Genomic DNA, 19555 nt, shown 5'->3' on the forward strand with positions numbered 1-19555 from the left:
TTAGTTGTGTTTTTTCTTCTTGATCAGGTTGAGGTAATCGATATAGTAGAGCACCTTAACCGATAGGCTGTTGTTTTGCGGGCCCGACAAAACCTTGTCGAAATTGCGGCCATAACGCGCAGTATAAAACATTTCGTTCGATTCAGCCGCATCTTTATAAGTTACGCTCAACTCGCTTCCTGGCGCAAATACCCATTGGTAAACCAAATCGATGTTGAATACATTGTAATTTCGATCAACATTTTGCAATGCCGGGCCAGTGTAGGCATCTAATCGGCCAGCGCTGTTCAGCACAAAAAACTCCTTGTTGCGCCTGTCAGACCAATAATGCCTTACCCTTAAGTTAATGCCCATTTTATTGCTGAAACTGTATTTGGCATCCATCGAATTTTCGACAGTATTTCTGTTGTACCTCGAAAAAATGGCTTGCGCGCCCTGCGCCGCTACCCAGTTTACGGCATTATAACTTGGCGCATAGTTAAGGTCTAATCCAAAGGCCAGCTTATCATTTACACGCAGGTTCTGAAAGAAGTAGAAATTGTAGTTCTCGCCTTTAAACAGGTTGACCCTGGTAATTTGTACGTTGCCCCCAAAATTATACGCTTTGGCCCGGTTAGGGTTGATGAATACGCTGTATTTGAACTGCGATGGTGTTTTGTAAACCTGTCCGTTGCGCGCCTCATAAAAATCGTTGCCCGTTGCGGCGTAATAGAAATTAAGCTCCGCCGACCAAAAGTTCTTAAACTCGATGTAAGGTCCACCTTCGATGCTCAGATTCTGGTAATCGCCGGGCTTGAACCTCCTCGAATAAGAAATCCTCGAATAATTGAGCCATTTATTGTACCAAGAATGAGGTTTGTAGGTATCGTAATGGGCGGTTATTTTTTGATCGAAGAAATTGTTGTTGGTATAAAAACCCATATCAGACGGATCAAAGCGCGTATCTGAAAATTCCTGTTGGTAATCGTAGGTAACCGTTCCGCTCTTTTTGCCTAGGCTAAAATTATAGCTGTAGCCGGTACGATCGGCGGTAACCGGCGCTTGGGTAACATAGCTCATTTTGCCGGCCCCGCTTACAAAATACTTGTTGTCTTTATTGCTGATGTTGAACAAAAACGCGCTGACGTTGGCATCGTAGGCATTGCCCTGCCTCAATACGTTGGTGTTGATTACACTAACCGAACTGTTGTTTTTTAGCGATTGGTCTAACACAAAAATATTGTAGTTGGTTAAAGGCTGGCTCCTAAAGCTGCGCTTATTGCCCTGCGCATCTTCTACCTCGGTATACATGCTGTTGGTTACGGCGTTGAATATGCCCAGTCCCAAACCACCGGCTGTACGGCCTGATATTTTGGTAGCATTGATGATTTTGGCTTCCTGCGGATTTTTCACGATTTTCTCGCCAGCCTTCAAATCGCTGAGGTCGACATAAGAAGGAATGGACCCGATCCTTTTCGAGTAAAATAAATCGCCTTTGTTAAACAGCTCCGTTCCTTCGGTAAAAAACTGCCGATTTTCGTTAAACTTTACTTCGAAAGGCGTTAAATTCAGGATGCGGTTATCGCTCTGCACCTGCCCAAAATCGGGGATCAAGGTCATATCGAGCGTAAAGCTCTTGTTAATGCCGTATTTTACGTCCATACCGCCGTTAAAAGTAGTCTGTGTATTCTTAACGCCCGGCACATTGTAGGGATAATGGCTAACCAGGGTAGAAATGTAAGGCGAGAAAGAGAGGCGCAACGGCGCTTTGATGCCTTGCAAGCCTTCTAAAACACCTTCCTGATTGATGAAGCCGCTCACCCTTGGATCTACAAAGTTCCAAAAGGTTTGCACATTGGCTCCGGTACGCTTTCTTACAAAGTTAAGTCCCCAGTTTTGCAGGTCTTTGCTCGAAAAGCGCAGGGCCGAATAAGGGATTTTGAACTCGGCTGTCCAGCCATTTTCGTCAATATTCACCTCGCTTTCCCATACCGCATTCCAGTTGGAATCTTCATCGCCAATGAGCGAGTATTTGGCATCAAACTGTACGCCGGCCGCAGTTACATAAAATCCGTTGCCGTTTACGCCGTCTAAAAAGGTATCGAAAACAACCCCAATAAAATCGGCGTTGCCAATGTTATCCCTCGATACCAACTCATGCACCACGCTGTCGCGCTTGTCGTACATGCGCGCGGCTACGTAAATGGCGTAGTCATCGTAGAGGATTTTTACTTCGGTTCGTTTTTCTTTCGATTCTATGCGACCAGGCACAGGCCTGTTTTCTACAAAGTCTGTAGCAATTGGCGCACCCTCCCAAACCGCATCGTTGAGCAAACCGTCAATTTTGGGGCTTACCGCAGTTCGTTTGGCCTGGAGTTTTTTCTTGATGGGCTGTGCGTTTTGCGCAAAACAGGCAAAGGTACAGCATATAATGATTAGGGATGTTAATTGTAGTTTCATTTGGTTTTAATGGTGTTGATAAGACGAGCTTAGTGTGCCGAATGTTGCACTAAAGGAGAAAATAGCTTGCATTAATTTATAGCATATAGCTCTTAGGCCTATTAATTCGCTCTTTGAGTTTCTTTAAAGTTAATTTGCTTTTGACTGCCCTTTACCCTCGATTTGCCGAAGGTATAGGTAAAGTTCAGGTTAAACATTCTGGTATCGTAATAAGTGCTGCTATATTGAATACCATCGGCATAGTACATTCTGTTTCTCTCCAAATCGCCTTTCAAAATATCGTTAACAGAAGCGTTGACCTGGAATTTATTATCGGCAAATGTTACTCTCGCTCCTGCCGAAAGTACATATCGGCCTTGATTGTACATGTTGTTCTGTCTTGATGATAGCGACTGCCTAAAATTGACAAATGCCGAAGTTTGCCTGCTGGTTTTAAACGTATTGTTGATGCTGTAGTAAAAGGCCGAACCTTTTTGTGCAAGCACTTGTGGCAAGACAGACTCGGCACTCGAATAGCTGTAGGAAGCAAAGCTGCTGTTCTCCCACCAGGGGAAGAACTTTTGGTTGAGGCTTACCGTTAATCCGGCACTGTATTGGGTAAGGTAATTGTATGCATTTACAACCTTGAGGGCATCCTTAACTTCTACGATATAACCATATCCATTCACCAGTTTTTGGCCATAAGCCGTAAAAGACAAATTGCCACGCAAATAAGAAAGCTCTACGTTATGGTTGTATGAAGGCTTTAAGAATGGATTTCCCGTAAAATAGGTATTGGCGTTGGAGTACCATTTGGCTGGGTTGATCGCCCTTAGATTTGGCCTGTTGATGCGCTTCGAATAGTTGATCGAAAAAGTACTTTTAGTGTTTGGCTTATAGCTGAGGTAAACCGTTGGAAAAAGCTTTCCATATTCTGATTTGCTTCGTGAGTTGATGGTTGGCGAATAGCCGTCGATCAGAGTGTATTCATAACGTAGCCCAGCTTTGGCCTCCCACTTCTTATGGAGTTCTTTTTGTAGGCTGATGTAACCTGCCATGTTTTTTTCGTTGTACTCGAACAAATTGCTCCTCAATGGATCTGGCCGAAAAGCGTCTTGCACAAAGTTGGAATAAGCCGTTTCGGCATCCTGATCAAAATTGGCAAACTTTAAGCCGGTTTCAACCAAAGCCCATTGATAAGGCCATACCAAATCTGCCTGGGCCGACCAAACATTGTACTTTATGCCATTAAAATTCCGCACGCGATTGGTTTGGCCGGTTTGGTCTGAAGTAGTTTGAAAGTTATTGGTGGTTTCTGGCTGTGCCCCAAAAAAGTTGAAGCTGGTGCTCAGTTTCTTGCCCAAACTATCCAGTTTCTGGTCGTAGTAAAGACTAAGCGTTTGGTTCAGGTTCGGGTTTTCGTTATGCGACACCGTACGCAGCACCGAATCGGTTACACCATGGGTTTGGTAAACGGTAGCATTGTCAATATTCATGTCTGAACTGGTTTTGCCAACATCGTAAATCAGACCCAAGCTGGCTCTTTTACCTGCTTTGTAATCGAGGCTCAGGTTGGCACCAATACCGTTGGAAATACTCTTTCTCGGGTCGCTGCTCAAAATAGAATTCACGCCAATGTTATCGGTCTGCTCATCAATATGCGACAGCCTGTGGTATTGCCTCAGCTTAACAGAACTGGCCAGTTTCGGCGTTTGGTAATTCACGTTAAGGTTGTTGGCAAAAGAAGAGTAGGTGCTTTGCATAAAAGAAGGGCTAAAATTGCCGCTCCAACCCAAATTCGGATTGCTTTTTACGACAATGTTGATTAGGCCGCTGTTGCCCTGCGCCTCGTATTTGGCAGGTGGCGTGGTTATCACTTCTATTTTTTCGATATCGTCAGAACGTAGCGATTTAAGGTAATTCATCAGGTCGCTACCCCGAAGCTGTACCATGCGTTCGTTGATCATTACTGCTACGCCGCCTTTTCCAACTATAGAAATGCCGCTTTCCTCAACCCTTAGCATAGGCGTAAGGGCCAGGGCCTGGGTAAGGTCTGTACCTTTGGCCGCAATCGAGTTTTCGAGGTTAAAAACCATACGGTCAATCTTTCTTTCTATTAACGGCTTGTTGCCTTTGACGGTTACTTCTTTAAGCGTCCTTGCATTGCTGATTAACCGCAAGGTCGACAGCTCCAAATCGGCGCTGGCTATGCTAAAAACATCCGATTTGGCCTTTTCATAACCCAGGTAATAGGCCATTATCAGATAGTTGCCGGGCTTTACTTCCTTAAATTCGTAAATGCCTTGGGCATTGCTGTACTGTACGCCAACGGTGGCCGAATCGGGCAGGCGCAACAAGGTGGCCGTGGCATAATCCAAGCCTTGCTGGTTGCTGTTGGCTACAATTTTTCCGCTTACTTTAAATGTTTGGGCCTGTACTGTGGCAACACCGAACAGTAACAAAAGGCAAAGGCAGGTAGATAAGGCTTTCTTCATTTTAATAGGGATTGGTTAGGGCAAAAGACATCCTGCCTAAGCAAATGTTGCATGCTTAGCATTTGGTTTACGAGTTGGATTTGGTGTTTTCTGGGCAGGCGCGTAACGACCGGCTCAGCTCATCAAGCGGGTAGGTTTCGGCACGAGGGGGCAAGGCTTGGCCAATTGCTGTTTTTGATGCGTAAGGGCACCAAAAACAGCAGGCCTATAGTTGGTTTGGTTACTGGATTGATTAGTCGATAGCTAGGACCTTCATTTTAACATAGTCTTCTATCGAACTGTAGTTGTGTCCTTTTTTCTTCATCGAAGCCACAAATGTAGGTGAGGTACCAGTTGCCTTGGCCGAAAGTATATTTTCGATGCTAATGTTTTTGAAACCCAGTTTCTTGAACTCGGTAAAATCGCTGGCCGTTACACCCAAAGCCTTAAGCGATGTAACCTGCTCAGCCGTTAGGTTGTTGAGGCCGGCTGTTTTGAAGCTTTCGAAATATTCTGGCGTCACGCCGAGTGCCTTCATCGAAAGCAAGCCATCGTCAGATACCTTAAGGCCTTTGTCGGCAAAGCCTTTGGCATACTCTGGCGTGATGTTCATTACCTTTCTGGCAATCAGGTTGCCTAGCTCATCGTCTTCGTCATCTTTAGCGGCTTTTCGGGCCGTTTTTTCGATTGTTTTTCCGCTGGCTTTTTCAGCTTTGCTTTTCACCCTGTCAGTAGCATCGGCTTCACGGCTTTCCGCATCGGCCATTTTCGCACTTTTTAGGTAAGCGCCATCAATGCCTTGTGCCTTAAAGGTAACCATCTTATTGGCGGTTATTTTGCTATAACCCGATTCTTTAATGCCTTTAACAAACTCGGCATCCACATCTAGCGCCTTTAGCGGAATCAGTTCACCTAAGCTTACGTCAGGCAGGCCTGCCTTTTTTAGCGACTGGATGTATTCTGGCGTAACGTTTAAAGCCACCAAGGGAATCAGGTTGTCTTTAGAAATCTGGCTGTAGCCCAGTCCTTTAAGCGAAGTAACATAGCCTCGCTTTACATTGATCATGAAAAACACCAAGTTATCTTTTTCCTTGATTCCGCTTACGCCCTCCTTGGTCAAGAAACTGGTAAAATCTGCATTCGGACTAAATTTGTAAGAGCCCATACCGGTGTTGTTTTCAAATTTACCGGTAAAGTTCATCGTGCCGGCATCGCGGGTAATCGAGAAGGTGCCTTCGCTTCCTCTTGGCAGGTTTTTAAGGTCTGCCAGTGAAAAGGTATGGCTGCTGGTGCTGTTGCCGTCCTCGTCTGATTCGAAACGGATGTTTACCTTGTCGCCTTTAATGGTGGCAAACCAGGTACCTTGATTGTCGATCAACTGAAACCTTTCGGCGGTTTTGCTTTTGGCGTCATTCTTTCCGTAAGCCTTTGGCTCGTTCAGGAAAGCGACAAATACCAATAATAATGGTACAATAAATAAGTATTTCCACGTAGAGTTTACGTTAGATTTTTTTGCGTTCATCATAACTAATCTTTTTTTAAGAATGGATTGATTGTAATTAGTTGTCAAACTAGCCGGAAAATGTGGGGCCGAAACCTTTACCAGGCTCATCTGATAGCTGCTCGGCTCGATATCGGAGTTGGCCAGCAGTTCGTTATCCGTCAAAAACTCGAGGTTGTCTTCCATGGCCTTGCGGTACATCCAGGCAAAGGGGTTAAACCACTGAAAAACCAAAGCCAGCTCGGCGATCAAAATATCATAGCTATGTCCTTGCTGTATATGGATTTTTTCGTGCAGGATAATCTGGTTGTAGGTATCCCAATCGTATTTTTCGGGATTGATAAAGATGTTGTTGCCAAAGGAGCAGGGGGCTTGGTTGCCCGCCAGCTCTACAATTCTGAAACGGCCGTCTCTAATTACCGGCCTCGAATAGGCGCGGTAAAGCAAAACGCAGAGCTGAAAAAGGAAATTGATGGCAAACACGATAACCCCAAGCCAATAGGCCCAAAAAAGCACTTTGAGCAGGGAGATATCCTTAAAAAAAGAAACTTGTTGTTCGTTGCCCGTGCTGATGGCGGCCTTAGGCTGTACAGTTGGCGTAGGTTGCGGTACGTCTACCACAGGCACCTTGCTGTCGTCGACAACAGCAGGCACCTCTACATTCGCCTTTCTGAACGACCATTGTTGCGGTACCGGAATTAAAGGCAGGCCAAAAGAAAGCGCCAAACAAATGAGCAGCACAAACCTGTTTAGTGGAAAAAAGGTTTCGTTTTGCAGCAACAGTTTATAAAACACCAGGCAGCCCGCCAAAATTAGGGCCACACTCAACACGTAGAACATCATGGTTTCTTCGATTTAATGAGGTTAACAATTTCGGTTAATTCGTCGTCAGACAGGTTTTGCTCCTTGGCAAAGAAGGCCAGCATCCGCGGATAGGAATTGTCGAAGTATTGGCTTACCACGTCTTTGAGGGCGTGCTTCTGGTATTCTTCCCTGCCGATAACCGGAAAATAACAGAACATGTTGCCCACCACATCGTGGCCCAAAAAGCCTTTTTCTTCTAAAATTTTTACCATCGTAGCTACACTGTTGTAATGGGGTTTCGGATCGGGCAACAAGGGGATGATATCCCTGATGAACGCCTTCTCTACTTCCCAAAACACCTGCATAATCTGCTCTTCTCTTTTTGCTAATTTGATCATGTTGTAAAAATTGATAGACGAATGTACTACTAATTGATTAATACACAAACTAATCGATTAGTATTTGTGTAACTTTTATATTACATTTAATTTTTTCGAGGCTAGATTTTTGAAAATCAGGACGGAAAATTGCCTTGCAATTACGATTAGGCTCGCTTTTAGGCAAAAAAACAATATCTTTGCGTTTACAAAAATTTGTAACCAATTATGTTTGAAAATTTACAGGACAAGCTAGACAGGGCGTTTAAAGTTTTAAAGGGACAAGGAAGCATTACCGAGATCAACGTGGCCGAAACCATGAAAGAGATCAGGAAAGCTTTGCTAGATGCCGACGTAAATTATAAAACAGCCAAAACCTTTACCGACGAGGTGAAGGAAAAAGCGCTTGGCTCCAACGTACTGACCTCTATTTCTCCGGGCCAGTTGCTGACCAAGATCATGAACGACGAACTGACCGCCTTGATGGGTGGCGAGGTAACCGATCTTGACCTTAAAAGCAACCCAACCATTATATTGATTGCCGGTTTAAACGGTGCGGGTAAAACCACCTTTACCGGAAAACTGGCTTTGCACCTTAAAAGCAAAGGCAAAAAACCTTTAATGGTTGCCGGCGACGTTTATCGTCCTGCGGCGGTAGACCAGCTACAGGTACTGGGCGAGCAGATCAGCGTTCCGGTTTATGCCAATAAAGAATCGAAAGATCCGATTGCCATTGCCTTAGAAGGTATTGCCGAAGGTAAAAAGAACAACAACAACGTTATCATTATCGATACCGCCGGCCGTTTGTCGATTGACGAAAGCCTGATGAATGAGATTTCGGAAGTAAAGGCGCAAACCAAGCCCCACGAAATCTTATTCGTGGTAGATGCCATGACTGGTCAGGATGCCGTCAATACAGCCAAGGTTTTTAACGACCGTTTGGATTTTACCGGTGTTGTTTTAACCAAATTGGATGGCGATACCCGTGGCGGTGCGGCGCTTTCGATCAAATCGGTAGTGAACAAGCCGATCAAGTTTATTGGTACCGGCGAGAAGATGGAAGCGCTAGACGTGTTCTATCCAGACAGGATGGCTTCGCGTATCTTGGGCATGGGCGATGTGGTTTCGTTGGTAGAACGTGCACAGCAGCAGTTTGACGAGAAAGAAGCGGCCGAACTCCAAAAGAAAATCCGCAAGAACAAATTCGACTTCAACGATTTCTACAACCAGATCCAGCAAATCAAGAAAATGGGTAACATGAAAGATTTGATGGGCATGATTCCAGGTGTAGGCAAAATGATGAAGAACGTTGACATAGACGACGATGCCTTTAAAGGTGTAGAGGCTATCATCCAATCGATGACCCCATTCGAAAAAGAAAACCCCGACAGCATACAGCAAAGCCGCAGGCTACGCATTGCCAAAGGATCAGGCAGCAAGGTAGAAGACGTAACCAAGCTCATTAAACAGTTTGAAGACATGCGCAAGGTGATGAAACAATTCTCTAACCCGGCCGCAGCAGCCAAAATGATGCGCAACATGCCAAAAATGCCACAGCGCTAGGCTTTAACTAAAAAATATTGAACGAACCCTCAAGGCCATGCTTTGGGGGTTTTGTTTTTTGAAAACTGGCAGTTATCCCTTTCGGCGCCTTTCCCAAAAAGAAAAAACGCCCTCCTGCTAATTAAAAAAATTAGCCTCTAATTGAATTTTTCAAATAGTTGCTGCGCTTTTTGCAAATGGTTTGCACAATGCATAGATTCAAGACTATGCTCGTCAAAACCTATGGAAGCGCTGAATAACATTAGAATGCAAACTATTTAACATCTACTTTTAATGACCTCTTACATTATAGATGATGATCAGCATGTCATTAATGCAATCATTAAGCACATTGAGCAAATACCATATCTCACAGTAACAGGACATCATACCAACCCACTATTGGCTCTTAATGAAATCAGTAAAGGGGAAAAACCTGACATTGTTTTTCTTGATGTTGAGATGCCAGAGCTTTCAGGGATAGATGTTATCGACATGCTTGACAAAAGTATTTCCGTAGTTTTTATAACCTCCCATTCCAAATATGCTCTACAGGCATTTCAAAAGGATGTAATAGATTTTCTTTTGAAACCATTCTCCTTTGAGCAGTTTTTAAAGTGTATTAGCAAAATACAAGGAAAAATTGCATCAAAATATAATGAGCAAAAAGAGATAAATAGAACCCACTTATTCGTAAACCCGGGCTTAAAAGGAAAGGCTATTCAGATTGAGCTGGCCGAAGTGACTCACATTGAAGCAATAGAGCATTCCGCATGCATCTATCTAACAAATGAGAAGGTTATTATCAACATGAGTATCAAAAAAATACAAGAAAAACTTCCCATAAAAACATTTATCAGGGTACATCGAGCATACATTGTGAACATTCGTATTATTAAAATGCTTGAAGCCAATCTTATTACACTTAAGAATGGCATTCAAATTCCGTTGGGCGAAGCTTACCGAAATGAGTTGATGAAACAAATACAAGAATAAAAGAGACATAATAACGGCGTTTAGTCTTAGCATCTGCCTATTGATGAAAAAATTCTCTTACAATTTATTCCCGTTATATTTTTGATGCATAACGTCTTAAAAACATCAACCTTAATTCAAAACAAACTATGAAAAAGATGCTCTTTTTTCTGTTGCTTTGTACGGCAGCTTCAACCGGTTTCAACTCCTGTAAGAATCTTACCGATACAATTCCTGAGAGAAATACGGAAAAATTAATCTACAAAAAAAACAATGACAACTCTGAAGCGATAAAAAACCCTAATTCCATTAATATACAAGACCGTATTCTAAGCACATATTTAATCAATTATCAGAATGATTATCTTAGAACATTAAGAAGCAACGACAAATGGAACAAGTACATTGAAGATAATCATTTCGTAATAGATGAAAAAAATGTAAAAAAAACTAATGTTGTTGATAGTAAAATCGTGATGATTACTATTCCATATGCCTCCAAAATGGAAAATGGATTTTTAAATGTTTACCAGAACAATCATGTTTACATTTGGACTAAAGTCGAAATAAACCAAGTAACCAACAACGTAAAACATTACAACTTCACCAATTCCAGAAATGAATTAATCATGCGGTTTGATTTGGATAATAAATTTAATTTGTCCAAGTTTGAGGTGTCAATTGACAAAAATGTGATGCAGAAATCACCTGACTTTCAATCATTTAACACAGAAAGTTTCAAAGCAAATAAAACTGCATTAATCGATCCTGGGGATGGAGATGGTGGTGGTGGTGGCGGTGGCGGTGGCGGTGGCGAAGACTGCTTCAAAAAAGGCATTTCTTATTATAAATGCTTAGAATGTATTATTATAAAGCACTGCGGAAGTGATTTAGTTTGCACTATAGCATGTACGATTGCTCCTGAAGTATGTTTGGGCGTGGCTGTACTTGCATGTTTACCAGTTATATAAAGTAAATACATAAATCGACAGTTATGATTAAATATCTAAAGTACAAAGTATATGTTGCTATGGTAGCAATCACAGTTCTTTTCATTATGGGGTTTATTGCCTTTTTTAATGATGGAAGTACGGTTCTTTTGGCGATTAGCTCTGTCAGCTTTATATTACACCTCCTCATCTATTATGTTTTCGTAAAACGTAAAGAAGGACCAATGGTCTAATCGCTAGATAAAAACGAAACTAAAATAGGCCCTTCAATCGAAGGGCTTCGTTGTTATTTATGATTCCGTTTCCCACAACAGAAATATACATCCATATCTTAATCTATCAATTGGTTTAAATCGTAACGCCTGGTTCTATGCTCGTCAAAACCTATGGAAGCGCTGTTTATGGGGTTAACGCCCTCACCATTACCATTGAGGTAAGCATAGACAGCGGTACGCAGTATTTTGTAGTAGGCTTACCCGATAATGCCGTTAAGGAAAGTCTGTTCAGGGTAGAGAGCGCCATACGCACGGCGGGCTATCGCATGCCTAGGCAAAAAATCGTGGTCAACCTGGCCCCAGCCGATATCAGAAAAGAAGGTTCCGCTTACGATTTGCCCATTGCCATAGGCATTTTAGCCGCTTCCGGTCAGCTCGACGCCTCCAAGCTACACCAATATTTCATTATGGGCGAGCTTTCTTTAGACGGCAGCCTGCAAAGCATCAAAGGCGCACTACCTATTGCCTTACAAGCCGTAAATGAAGGGTTTACTGGTTTCGTCCTCCCCATGGCTAACGCGCGCGAGGCGGGAATTGTAAGCCAATTATCGGTGTATGGCATGGCCACCTTAGCAAACGTCATAGATTTCTTCAACGGGAAAGCAAGTCCCCAGCCGGTTATTGTAAATGCCTCAAAGGAGTTTCTTACCGAAGCCAATCCTGATGAACATGATTTTTCCGATGTAAAGGGACAGGAAAACATTAAACGTGCCTTGGAGATTGCCGCCGCAGGCGGACATAATGTCATCTTAATTGGACCACCGGGTGCCGGAAAAACGATGTTAGCCAAACGTCTGCCTACTATTCTGCCCCCCTTAAGCATGCAGGAAGCCTTAGAAAGCACCAAGATTTATTCGGTAGCAGGCAAACTCACAGCCAAACAGGCACTCTTAACCGAGCGACCCTTCCGTGCGCCACACCATACCATTTCTGATGTAGCTTTGGTGGGTGGCGGTATTAATCCGCAGCCAGGGGAAATATCGCTGGCCCATAATGGCGTGCTTTTTTTAGACGAGTTACCCGAATTTAAACGCGCCGTACTCGAGGTAATGCGTCAGCCTTTAGAAGATCGCATGGTCAATATTTCGAGGGCGAGATTCGCCGTGGCTTACCCTGCTAGCTTTATGCTTGTGGCTTCAATGAATCCCTGAAGTTGCGTTGACTTGTTTGCAAAGACCCAGGAAGATAGGCCAATGCAATATTGATCGTATCACTCCCGACGGTTATATACTCTGTGACCGTTTCGGCAATAGCCCGTTTTTCAGGGAACTGCATATCAGCCCATTCTGTATACAGCGCTTTCGCTTTCGTTAATACATAATCACTGGAATTCAGCTGTATCCGTTTATAGTCAATCTCCGCCTGTAGTTCCGGTATCGACTCGTCTAACTGTTTTACCTGTATTTCAATGGGTTTGTATAGCTCCGAAAGATGTTCTTTGTCCAATTCGCCGCTCAATCTGAGATTTACTAAATCATCCATCTTCTTACGTAACTGCGCCCGCTTCCTGATGGTGGACGATAGCAGTTTCTCCTGTTCCCTTATTTCTGCATCAACCTCTTCGATAAAGATCTTAGGGTTTATATTATTGAGATATTGGTGAAGGTGTTCCTGATAAATATCATTCATGACAGCTTCGTCAATGCTGTTTTTACAAGCCTTACAAGTAAACTTTCTGGCAGTACTGAAAACGTACATCGATTTTCCGCAAGCACATTTCACTAACCCGCCGAGCAGGTATTCCGACTTCCTGCCAATTTTCGTTCTCTTTTGCTTTTGCTCATCAAGAATGGAATTGCATTCCTGCCATAATTGTTCATCAACAATGGCAGGGCATGGGATCTGTACCCACTCCTCCTGTGGCTTCACTACCCATTGTTTCTTATCACCGGTACTTTTGGTATAATTAGCGAGGCGCACTCCTTTTGCGGTGGTATCTCGCAAAAGTCTTTCAACGGTGGTATCGGAGAATTTAGACCCGTTCCTGGTACGATGCCCCAGTGCGTTCAATTTGTCAGCCGTGGTTTTTCTTCGTTGACATGCCAGGTAGATGTCATAAATGAGTTTGCGTATCGGCGCCTCCTTTTCATCAATTACCAACTGCTTGTTGTGCCATTTGTAGCCGAAGCTAGCTTGTCCACCCAGTGGCTTACCCATTTCTGCCCGAATAGGCACAGAGGCAGCGACCCGGCTGGAAATCTCCTCCCGCTCCCATTGGGCCATCGCTGAAATCATCGTGAAGAACAATCTGCCGGCCGGTGTACTGGTATCTATCTGTTCGGCGAGGGAAACCAGGTCGGCACCCTCTGCTCTGAAAATCTCGGCAAATTCCAGCAGCTCCCTTGTATTCCTTGCGAGGCGGGCGAGTTTTGAAAACACCAGCCCGGATATGTGCCCCCGCCTGATATCATTGAGCATTCGCTGTGTTTCGGGATGACCCATGACTGTTTTACCGGATATCGCATCCAAACGATATACCTCGGCAACATGCCAGTCTCTTGATTGGATATAATACCTTGCCCGTTGTTCATGAACTTCGGGACTGTCTTCAGCAACCTGAAATTCCGTGGATACCCTGACCCAAATACCAACTCTTTTCTGCTCCATATTTCACCGTATTTTGCTAGTATAAAGTTAACCATATACATCGGGAACATCCAGTGAATTGCCATCTTTATTTGGCATCGGATCGAAGCAAGTGCCTGAATACCAAGCATTTGAAAGCGACAGTATTACTTTTTGCAGCTCTTTTTCAGGATGCTTTCGATGATGGCAAGCTTGATTTTGGCTTCTTCCGTTGTAACAGGTATATAGGTCACAATGACCCGGTAAACTTTCCCTTTCTTTTTAGAGCGCCTGCGTTTTCTGCTTCCGTCGGTCAACTCGTACGCAGGATGTTCCTTATTTATTGTATCTGTTTTCCCGGTCCATCCGGGTCTGTTCCCCTCGCTTTCCGTCGGGTTTACGGGAGATGCCTTCTTTTCTGCCTGCTCTTCCATTTCTTCCCCCTGTTGTTTAAAAAAGCAGGCCCTTGAGGGCCTGGCTGATTATTGTATAATACTTGTTCACCGGATGCAAATCCTCAAATTGCATGGGCTGATATGGCTATCGCTTTAGACCTTTCCCGGTCTGCAGCAGTTCTTTTTGTTCCCGGTAGTCAAAGCAATTGATGGTACATAACTTTGCCACTTTTTCATCCTTCACCGCCAGCTTCAGGGCATCGGCATGTTTATGCTGCATGGCCAGCTTAAACACCTGCATGATCAGCTCATGTCCCTTTTCATCAAGCGTGCGCCCGTTAACGTGGATGGCATGAAGGATTGCCTTCAGTGACGGAAGGGTCAGCAGCGTATCATCGGCATAGAGCCCCGAACTGCCGTCTTCAAACCTTACATACGCCGCCTTTTTACCAGGAAGGAAGCCGGTTACTACACCGGTCCGGCCACGTTTGCCCCAGGGATCGGCAGTAATATCCGGATGAACCATTACCGTGCGGCCAATCAGAAAATCTTTTTTCTCTTTCATATCGCTGGTTCTTTTTGTTCTGTCGTTATTCCGTTTCCAATCGGGTAATTAGCGGTAAGTACCTCTGTTTTGCTTTTTTGTTTGCCTGATTTGCTGTTCACGGTGACCAGCAATTCTTTTCTGATCTGGTACCAGCCTTTTTCTGTTACGTAGCGGTCCAGTTGCGGCCCGGGATAGGATGAGAGCAGGAACCTGCCCTTAATGCCCGATAAGAGCCCCAGCAGGGCTTCGTAATCCGCTTCGGTATAACCTTTGTAATGGCCACAGTTGGAGCCCACGTAGGGCGGATCACAGTAAAAAAAGGCGCCCTCATGATCACGGCTCCTGATAATATACAGCGCGTCGGCGCATTCGATCTGGGCATGCTCCAGTCTTTTCGCATAAGCTTCGGTAAAATTCAGCCGCTTGTTGGCGATGCGCTTGGAAGTGGTGTTGCAGGATTTATCGTATCCGAACGGGCCGTCCATTTTTCCGGCAAAGCCCTGCGAGCAGACCACCCAGACGGCCCAGGCCCTTCGTACCTCATCAAACAGGTCGGGGTTCTGGTAGACCACCGTAGCCTGCCGGTAGGCATTACGGCAGTGAAGCGTTCGCTGGATCATTTTCTGCAAGGGCCTGAAGCTGTCGCGCACCACGCGGTAAAAATTCATCAGCTCGCCGTTGGTATCATTGATCACCTCGCTTCTGGAAGGCATTTTATGAAAGAATACGGCTCCGCCACCGGTAAAGGGCTCTCCATACAGGATATGGTCTTCGGGGATCAGCGATATGATCAGCGGGGCCAGGGTCTGCTTGCCGCCATAATAGGTCAATGGGGTTTTCATGTTGTTTTTTTCCATGCTGCACGGATTCGTGGTCACTGTTGTTGATTAAAGGATTACAGGGAAGGGCCTTTGTTCCTTCCCCTTTTTTTTGGACTGCCTGACTGCTGTTGCAAGTGGCCTTTTGCCCGGTCCGGTCCCAGGAGCTTTTCCAGGTTGACGGGACGGCCCAAAGGATTAAGCACCGAAACCGTCTTCTCTTTCGGGTCGGCGACCAGGAATACCTGGTAGCTGCCATTTTTGGCAACGAGCGTTGCCCGGACCTGTTCGCCCCTGAACATCTTCAGGAGCATGCCGATGATGGATGCTTCGTCGGATAATTCTTTCAGGGGAAGCCGGCGAAGGTGGTCGCCCAAAGGTAAATCGGGATACTCCTTTAGCCGGCAGGTCGTTTGATCTCCCGGGTTTGCCGGGACGACACCTATCCAATGAGGCATGTACCGCTTCAGCATATAACGGCCCGACAGCAGGCTGGCGGCTTCTTTGGCGGTGATGTCGCTGTCCGTGCCCTCCAGCCCGAAATAACAGCTGCGTTCATAAAGCGCTTTAATGCGGTCGTGATCCACCTGGCCATCCATCCGGGTGCCGGTCCAATACCTGGCTTTAAGGACATCTGCAATCTGACGGGCCTGTGCGACGCTGCTGTTCGTAAGCCGATCCAGGTCGTTGACTATCTGCTGTTCCAGCCCGGGGCTGTCCGCTTCAGGCGGATGGCGCCAGCGGATAAATCCCATAAAAAGCTCCAGGCCTGCGGTAGCAATGCCTTCATGCATATCATGGGCCAGTCCTGGGAGGAGCAGGGTGGTCGCCCTGAACCCGGTAAGGGCGGGTTCGCCCTCCCTGTTGCCAAAATAAAGCTCATAGGTAAATGCCTGCCCGTCGAACTTCCGTTCCAGGTTGCTCAGCACCAGCTTTTCGGCCTCCCCTCTTTTGAGGGCCTCGTAGTACCTGTCCAGGTGCGGGACATGAAAACCGAGCGATCCGGCATATTCCATAAACCCCGCTTTTTGTTCGTTTGCTGCCATGTCGTTTGCTTTTAAAACAGCCTGTTTACTTACGTCCCGATGCGGGCTTGCCCGCCTGCCTGGCCGCTTCAAACCCGATCCATTGCCCTTTGTCGTTGACCCCCCGTTTGCGCATTTCCATGCGTACAAGCGTCAGCACATTAAATTCTCTCGCCAGTACTTTGGCCAGGAGGTTGGTACTGGTGGTGGCAAAAAGGTTCAGGGGATTTTCTTCCGGCGGCAGGCTGCCCTCTTTCGCAGCCTGCTGGTATTTGGTTATCTGTTCTTGTGTCATATCCGTCTGATTATTAGCGTCGCTTGCCGTACCGCTTTTGAATGCGCGGCTTTGTTTTTATTCCCGTCGGGAAGTGAAGCTTTTCTGCTTCCCCGAAGCCAATCCACTTGCCTTCCCTGTCCAGTCCCCGCTGAGCGAGTTCCCGTTTGGCAAACTGTACCGGGTCAATTTCGCCGTAGGCCAGCTTTGCCAACAGGTAAGGATGGGTCAGGCTGAACACAAACAGGGGATTTTGTTCATCGGGAATACTGCCGTCTTCAGCAACTTTTAGATAGGATTCGATCTGTCCGGGTGTCATTCTCTTTGTTCTTAGGGTTCTTAAATCGACTTTCCCTTACCGGCCTGGTTTTTCTGCGTCCAGTTCACTTTCTGGTCTGGCCAGGGCTTTTTTTTTACGTCCGGCTCTTCAGCCTGTTGTGATTGTTGCTGCGTTGCCGTTTTCTTCACCTCAGCGGACTGTTGCTTGCTTTCGACCAGCTTCATCTGGCTGTCATAGAGGTCAACACGTCCTTTGGCCGGGTTGACGGCCAAAAAACCTTTGGTTTCCGAGCCGTTCAACAGGATCGTAACCGGCACGAGGTGGGCCTTTTTCAGCGACTTCCCGATGTTCTCGCGAAAACCGGCGTGTTCCAGTTCTTTGACCGGAACCGGCATCTTTTGCAGTTCCGCGCTAAGGATGAACGGGTACTTCTGATAGTACTTCTCGTGATAGGAATTTAACGGGTAGTTGTTGTACTCGTCCTTCGGGCCGTTCAGGTCCAGGCTGAGCCAGGTATTGTACTTTTCCCCGTCTTTATTAAACAGGTTTTTGTTAACGGCTACCAGGTCGCCGTGTTTGAGCATATGGTAGGCTTCCATGGCGGTAATCAGCTTTTCGGCCTGGAAGGAATGCTGGCGGGGATTGCCCTCCGGATCGGTGACGCTTAACAGGGCTACGTCATAGCTGTTGAAATACACCTTGTCGTTTTCCAGGTCGTTGCGGAAATGGAGGCGATAGCCCACCTCGTCCTGTTCTATCGGCAGGACTGTTTCCAGGGTGAACTCCGGCTGACCGGATTTCATGCTGGCTTCCAGGTGGATATTGAGCGTGTCGCCAAAACCTTTGCGGTACAACTGCTCTTTGAGCTGTTCAAAATTATCAATGTTCATGACTGCTTTTTTTGTTTGTGTTCGGATAAACCTGACGCGGATGTACCAGCGGACAGGCATAGTTTTCTTGGTTACAGGGATTGGCCTTTGTTCTGGTGCCGATCCGGTTTCCGCCCGCCCAGATCCTGCCCAAATCTTGGCCATGAACGGACCTGTTCCTGTTTTTCGGTCGGAGGAGTTTGCTGGCCTTCAGGTACGCTAATGGCAGTATGGATGTACCCGGCCGGATCATTGCTGCCAGCCGGAACCTTTGGAGCGGGTCGCAGGGCGTGCCTGAGTAAAACGAGGCTCCGGTAAACGAGGCGCGACAAGATCCCGGGATAGATAGCCCGGCGCATTTTTGTACGCTGAAAGTTCAGGATCACCTGCATCGCCCGTTCATCGGCCGTCTTCGGAGCGCCGGCATATTTATAGGCAAGTCGCTCATATTCCCCGAGCTTCATTTTCATAAATTCCCGGTCTTTCAGCGCCTGTTCGGAGAACAGCTCCCGGAACTGGTTTTCCAGGCGGTTCCAGTTGCCGAGCTCGGTGACCAGGGTCTGGGGCCTGTCCGTCTGCAATGCTATTTCCATAATAAAAGGTGGTTATTGTAAAGTCCTGGCACGGAGCAGCAGGCGCTGGTCCAGCCTGGTGGCCGGGTTACGGTCGCCGTTCTGCTCCATCAGTTCGAGTGTGAAATATTTTTTTTCGGCAATGGTGAATTTGGGAAAGACCGCCACTACGGTCTGCCCGGTTGCCTGTTCCGGGGCCCCATAATAATGCATAGCCAGGGGCTGGACCTCTTTATCCTGGATGGCCGTGCGTTTGGCCTTTTTCTTGTCCCGGACAAAAAAGCGCAGGGAAGCCGGCTCAAAGGAGAGCGGCGTTGCGTTCTTCAGGTTATAGGACAGGAACAGCACATCTCCCTTTACATAAACACCTGTCAGTTTCAGTTCGATGCCGTTTTTATGGTAACGCCCTTTTTTAAGGAACGGTTTTGCCGAAACGATGGTTGCATATTGTGCCACCTGTCCGCTGTTAAGCGAAACGTCTTTGAAAGTTACCGGCGCGAAAGGGGGCTGTTTGCGCAGGTCGATGGTCGTAGCTAATGGCTGCGCTGCATAGTTCACGGTAAACGAATAGACTTTGCCGTCGGTAGTAATTACCTGCAGGTTGCTTTGTTCAAAGTCCTTCTGGCCGGCTTTTACCTTGAGCGCATTTTCTGCGCCTTTTACTTTTTCGGCCAATACATAGCTGTCCCCACGGTCGGCGCTCTGGATCGGTGCCGGGAAAAGGATCAGGGTGGTCTTGTGCCAGGTGATCTCCAGGCCCAGTGGCTGGAGCACCGCATCCGGATGGATACTGGCCGGCGGTGTTTGCCCGTTGGCCGAAACGCCTGCCATCAGGGCGATAAGTGCGATGAATAATCTTTTCATGATGTTCTAAGAATTAAAATGGATGTACAA

General features: G+C 46.2%; 17 protein-coding genes and 1 pseudogene. 4 read left to right on the forward strand and 14 right to left on the reverse strand.

Annotation, left to right across the window (positions count from 1 at the left end):
* From VRU48_RS14755 to VRU48_RS14770, 4 genes are all read right to left on the reverse strand, one after another.
* Entirely contained in the window at positions 1 to 2439 is a 2439-nt protein-coding gene (locus VRU48_RS14755; protein ID WP_330108683.1) for a DUF5916 domain-containing protein, read from the reverse strand.
* Positions 2440 to 2540: 101 nt separating this feature from the next.
* Positions 2541 to 4913 (reverse strand): TonB-dependent receptor domain-containing protein, encoded by a 2373-nt coding sequence (locus VRU48_RS14760; RefSeq protein WP_330108684.1) that lies wholly within the window; start codon positions 4911 to 4913, stop codon positions 2541 to 2543.
* A 232-nt stretch (positions 4914 to 5145) separates the two neighbouring features.
* Positions 5146 to 7236, reverse strand: coding sequence for a M56 family metallopeptidase (locus VRU48_RS14765; protein WP_330108685.1), 2091 nt, complete (start codon positions 7234 to 7236; stop codon positions 5146 to 5148).
* On the reverse strand, positions 7233 to 7595 hold the full coding sequence (locus VRU48_RS14770; protein WP_199139915.1) for a BlaI/MecI/CopY family transcriptional regulator: 363 nt from the start codon (positions 7593 to 7595) through the stop codon (positions 7233 to 7235). Before VRU48_RS14770 ends, VRU48_RS14765 begins: the two co-directional genes overlap by 4 nt.
* 207 nt (positions 7596 to 7802) lie before the next feature.
* Here VRU48_RS14770 and ffh point away from each other — a divergent pair, with 207 nt between their 5' ends.
* The 4 genes and pseudogenes from ffh to VRU48_RS14790 form a co-directional block, all read left to right on the forward strand.
* Complete coding sequence (gene ffh, locus VRU48_RS14775; protein WP_330108686.1) at positions 7803 to 9137, forward strand: signal recognition particle protein; 1335 nt, start codon at positions 7803 to 7805, stop codon at positions 9135 to 9137.
* A gap of 273 nt (positions 9138 to 9410) precedes the next feature.
* The gene (locus tag VRU48_RS14780; RefSeq protein WP_330108687.1) at positions 9411 to 10112 is read left to right on the forward strand and encodes a LytR/AlgR family response regulator transcription factor; all 702 of its coding nucleotides are present in this window, start codon (positions 9411 to 9413) and stop codon (positions 10110 to 10112) included.
* Between the two features lie 128 nt (positions 10113 to 10240).
* Positions 10241 to 11062, forward strand: coding sequence for a hypothetical protein (locus VRU48_RS14785; protein WP_330108688.1), 822 nt, complete (start codon positions 10241 to 10243; stop codon positions 11060 to 11062).
* A gap of 349 nt (positions 11063 to 11411) precedes the next feature.
* A pseudogene (locus VRU48_RS14790) lies at positions 11412 to 12464 on the forward strand (YifB family Mg chelatase-like AAA ATPase); the annotation flags it as partial.
* On the opposite strand, the gene VRU48_RS14795 reads toward VRU48_RS14790, so the two are convergent.
* The 10 genes from VRU48_RS14795 to traN form a co-directional block, all read right to left on the reverse strand.
* Positions 12439 to 13923 carry a recombinase family protein gene (locus VRU48_RS14795; RefSeq protein ID WP_330108689.1) on the reverse strand — a complete coding sequence of 495 codons (1485 nt, stop codon included), beginning with the start codon at positions 13921 to 13923 and terminating at the stop codon, positions 12439 to 12441. The pseudogene VRU48_RS14790 and the gene VRU48_RS14795 sit on opposite strands and share 26 nt — an antisense overlap.
* 125 nt (positions 13924 to 14048) lie before the next feature.
* Positions 14049 to 14315, reverse strand: a complete 267-nt coding sequence (locus VRU48_RS14800; protein WP_330108690.1) for a hypothetical protein — start codon at positions 14313 to 14315, stop codon at positions 14049 to 14051.
* A gap of 106 nt (positions 14316 to 14421) precedes the next feature.
* Entirely contained in the window at positions 14422 to 14841 is a 420-nt protein-coding gene (locus VRU48_RS14805) for a hypothetical protein (RefSeq protein WP_330108691.1), read from the reverse strand.
* On the reverse strand, positions 14838 to 15680 hold the full coding sequence (locus VRU48_RS14810; protein ID WP_330108692.1) for a DNA adenine methylase: 843 nt from the start codon (positions 15678 to 15680) through the stop codon (positions 14838 to 14840). The genes VRU48_RS14805 and VRU48_RS14810 overlap by 4 nt, the downstream gene beginning before the upstream one ends.
* Before the next feature lie 38 nt (positions 15681 to 15718).
* Positions 15719 to 16687 (reverse strand): hypothetical protein, encoded by a 969-nt coding sequence (locus tag VRU48_RS14815; RefSeq protein ID WP_330108693.1) that lies wholly within the window; start codon positions 16685 to 16687, stop codon positions 15719 to 15721.
* Positions 16688 to 16712: 25 nt separating this feature from the next.
* Positions 16713 to 16961 (reverse strand): hypothetical protein, encoded by a 249-nt coding sequence (locus VRU48_RS14820; protein ID WP_330108694.1) that lies wholly within the window; start codon positions 16959 to 16961, stop codon positions 16713 to 16715.
* A 13-nt stretch (positions 16962 to 16974) separates the two neighbouring features.
* On the reverse strand, positions 16975 to 17259 hold the full coding sequence (locus VRU48_RS14825) for a hypothetical protein (RefSeq protein WP_330108695.1): 285 nt from the start codon (positions 17257 to 17259) through the stop codon (positions 16975 to 16977).
* A gap of 20 nt (positions 17260 to 17279) precedes the next feature.
* Positions 17280 to 18110 (reverse strand): hypothetical protein, encoded by an 831-nt coding sequence (locus VRU48_RS14830; protein WP_330108696.1) that lies wholly within the window; start codon positions 18108 to 18110, stop codon positions 17280 to 17282.
* Positions 18111 to 18181: 71 nt separating this feature from the next.
* Positions 18182 to 18682 carry a hypothetical protein gene (locus VRU48_RS14835; protein WP_330108697.1) on the reverse strand — a complete coding sequence of 167 codons (501 nt, stop codon included), beginning with the start codon at positions 18680 to 18682 and terminating at the stop codon, positions 18182 to 18184.
* A gap of 12 nt (positions 18683 to 18694) precedes the next feature.
* Positions 18695 to 19525, reverse strand: coding sequence for a conjugative transposon protein TraN (gene traN / locus VRU48_RS14840; protein ID WP_330108698.1), 831 nt, complete (start codon positions 19523 to 19525; stop codon positions 18695 to 18697).
* Between the last annotated feature and the right edge of the window lie 30 nt (positions 19526 to 19555).

The organism is Pedobacter albus, from assembly GCF_036324255.1.
Lineage (GTDB): Bacteria > Bacteroidota > Bacteroidia > Sphingobacteriales > Sphingobacteriaceae > Pedobacter > Pedobacter albus.

Bases quoted from the DNA above. Each gene is read 5' to 3' on its own strand.
- VRU48_RS14755 (WP_330108683.1), bottom strand. From the start codon at position 2,439: ATGAAACTACAATTAACATCCCTAATCATTATATGCTGTACCTTTGCC.
- VRU48_RS14760 (WP_330108684.1), bottom strand. From the start codon at position 4,913: ATGAAGAAAGCCTTATCTACCTGCCTTTGCCTTTTGTTACTGTTCGGT.
- VRU48_RS14765 (WP_330108685.1), bottom strand. From the start codon at position 7,236: ATGATGTTCTACGTGTTGAGTGTGGCCCTAATTTTGGCGGGCTGCCTG.
- VRU48_RS14770 (WP_199139915.1), bottom strand. From the start codon at position 7,595: ATGATCAAATTAGCAAAAAGAGAAGAGCAGATTATGCAGGTGTTTTGG.
- ffh (WP_330108686.1), top strand. From the start codon at position 7,803: ATGTTTGAAAATTTACAGGACAAGCTAGACAGGGCGTTTAAAGTTTTA.
- VRU48_RS14780 (WP_330108687.1), top strand. From the start codon at position 9,411: ATGACCTCTTACATTATAGATGATGATCAGCATGTCATTAATGCAATC.
- VRU48_RS14785 (WP_330108688.1), top strand. From the start codon at position 10,241: ATGAAAAAGATGCTCTTTTTTCTGTTGCTTTGTACGGCAGCTTCAACC.
- VRU48_RS14795 (WP_330108689.1), bottom strand. From the start codon at position 13,923: ATGGAGCAGAAAAGAGTTGGTATTTGGGTCAGGGTATCCACGGAATTT.
- VRU48_RS14800 (WP_330108690.1), bottom strand. From the start codon at position 14,315: ATGGAAGAGCAGGCAGAAAAGAAGGCATCTCCCGTAAACCCGACGGAA.
- VRU48_RS14805 (WP_330108691.1), bottom strand. From the start codon at position 14,841: ATGAAAGAGAAAAAAGATTTTCTGATTGGCCGCACGGTAATGGTTCAT.
- VRU48_RS14810 (WP_330108692.1), bottom strand. From the start codon at position 15,680: ATGGAAAAAAACAACATGAAAACCCCATTGACCTATTATGGCGGCAAG.
- VRU48_RS14815 (WP_330108693.1), bottom strand. From the start codon at position 16,687: ATGGCAGCAAACGAACAAAAAGCGGGGTTTATGGAATATGCCGGATCG.
- VRU48_RS14820 (WP_330108694.1), bottom strand. From the start codon at position 16,961: ATGACACAAGAACAGATAACCAAATACCAGCAGGCTGCGAAAGAGGGC.
- VRU48_RS14825 (WP_330108695.1), bottom strand. From the start codon at position 17,259: ATGACACCCGGACAGATCGAATCCTATCTAAAAGTTGCTGAAGACGGC.
- VRU48_RS14830 (WP_330108696.1), bottom strand. From the start codon at position 18,110: ATGAACATTGATAATTTTGAACAGCTCAAAGAGCAGTTGTACCGCAAA.
- VRU48_RS14835 (WP_330108697.1), bottom strand. From the start codon at position 18,682: ATGGAAATAGCATTGCAGACGGACAGGCCCCAGACCCTGGTCACCGAG.
- traN (WP_330108698.1), bottom strand. From the start codon at position 19,525: ATGAAAAGATTATTCATCGCACTTATCGCCCTGATGGCAGGCGTTTCG.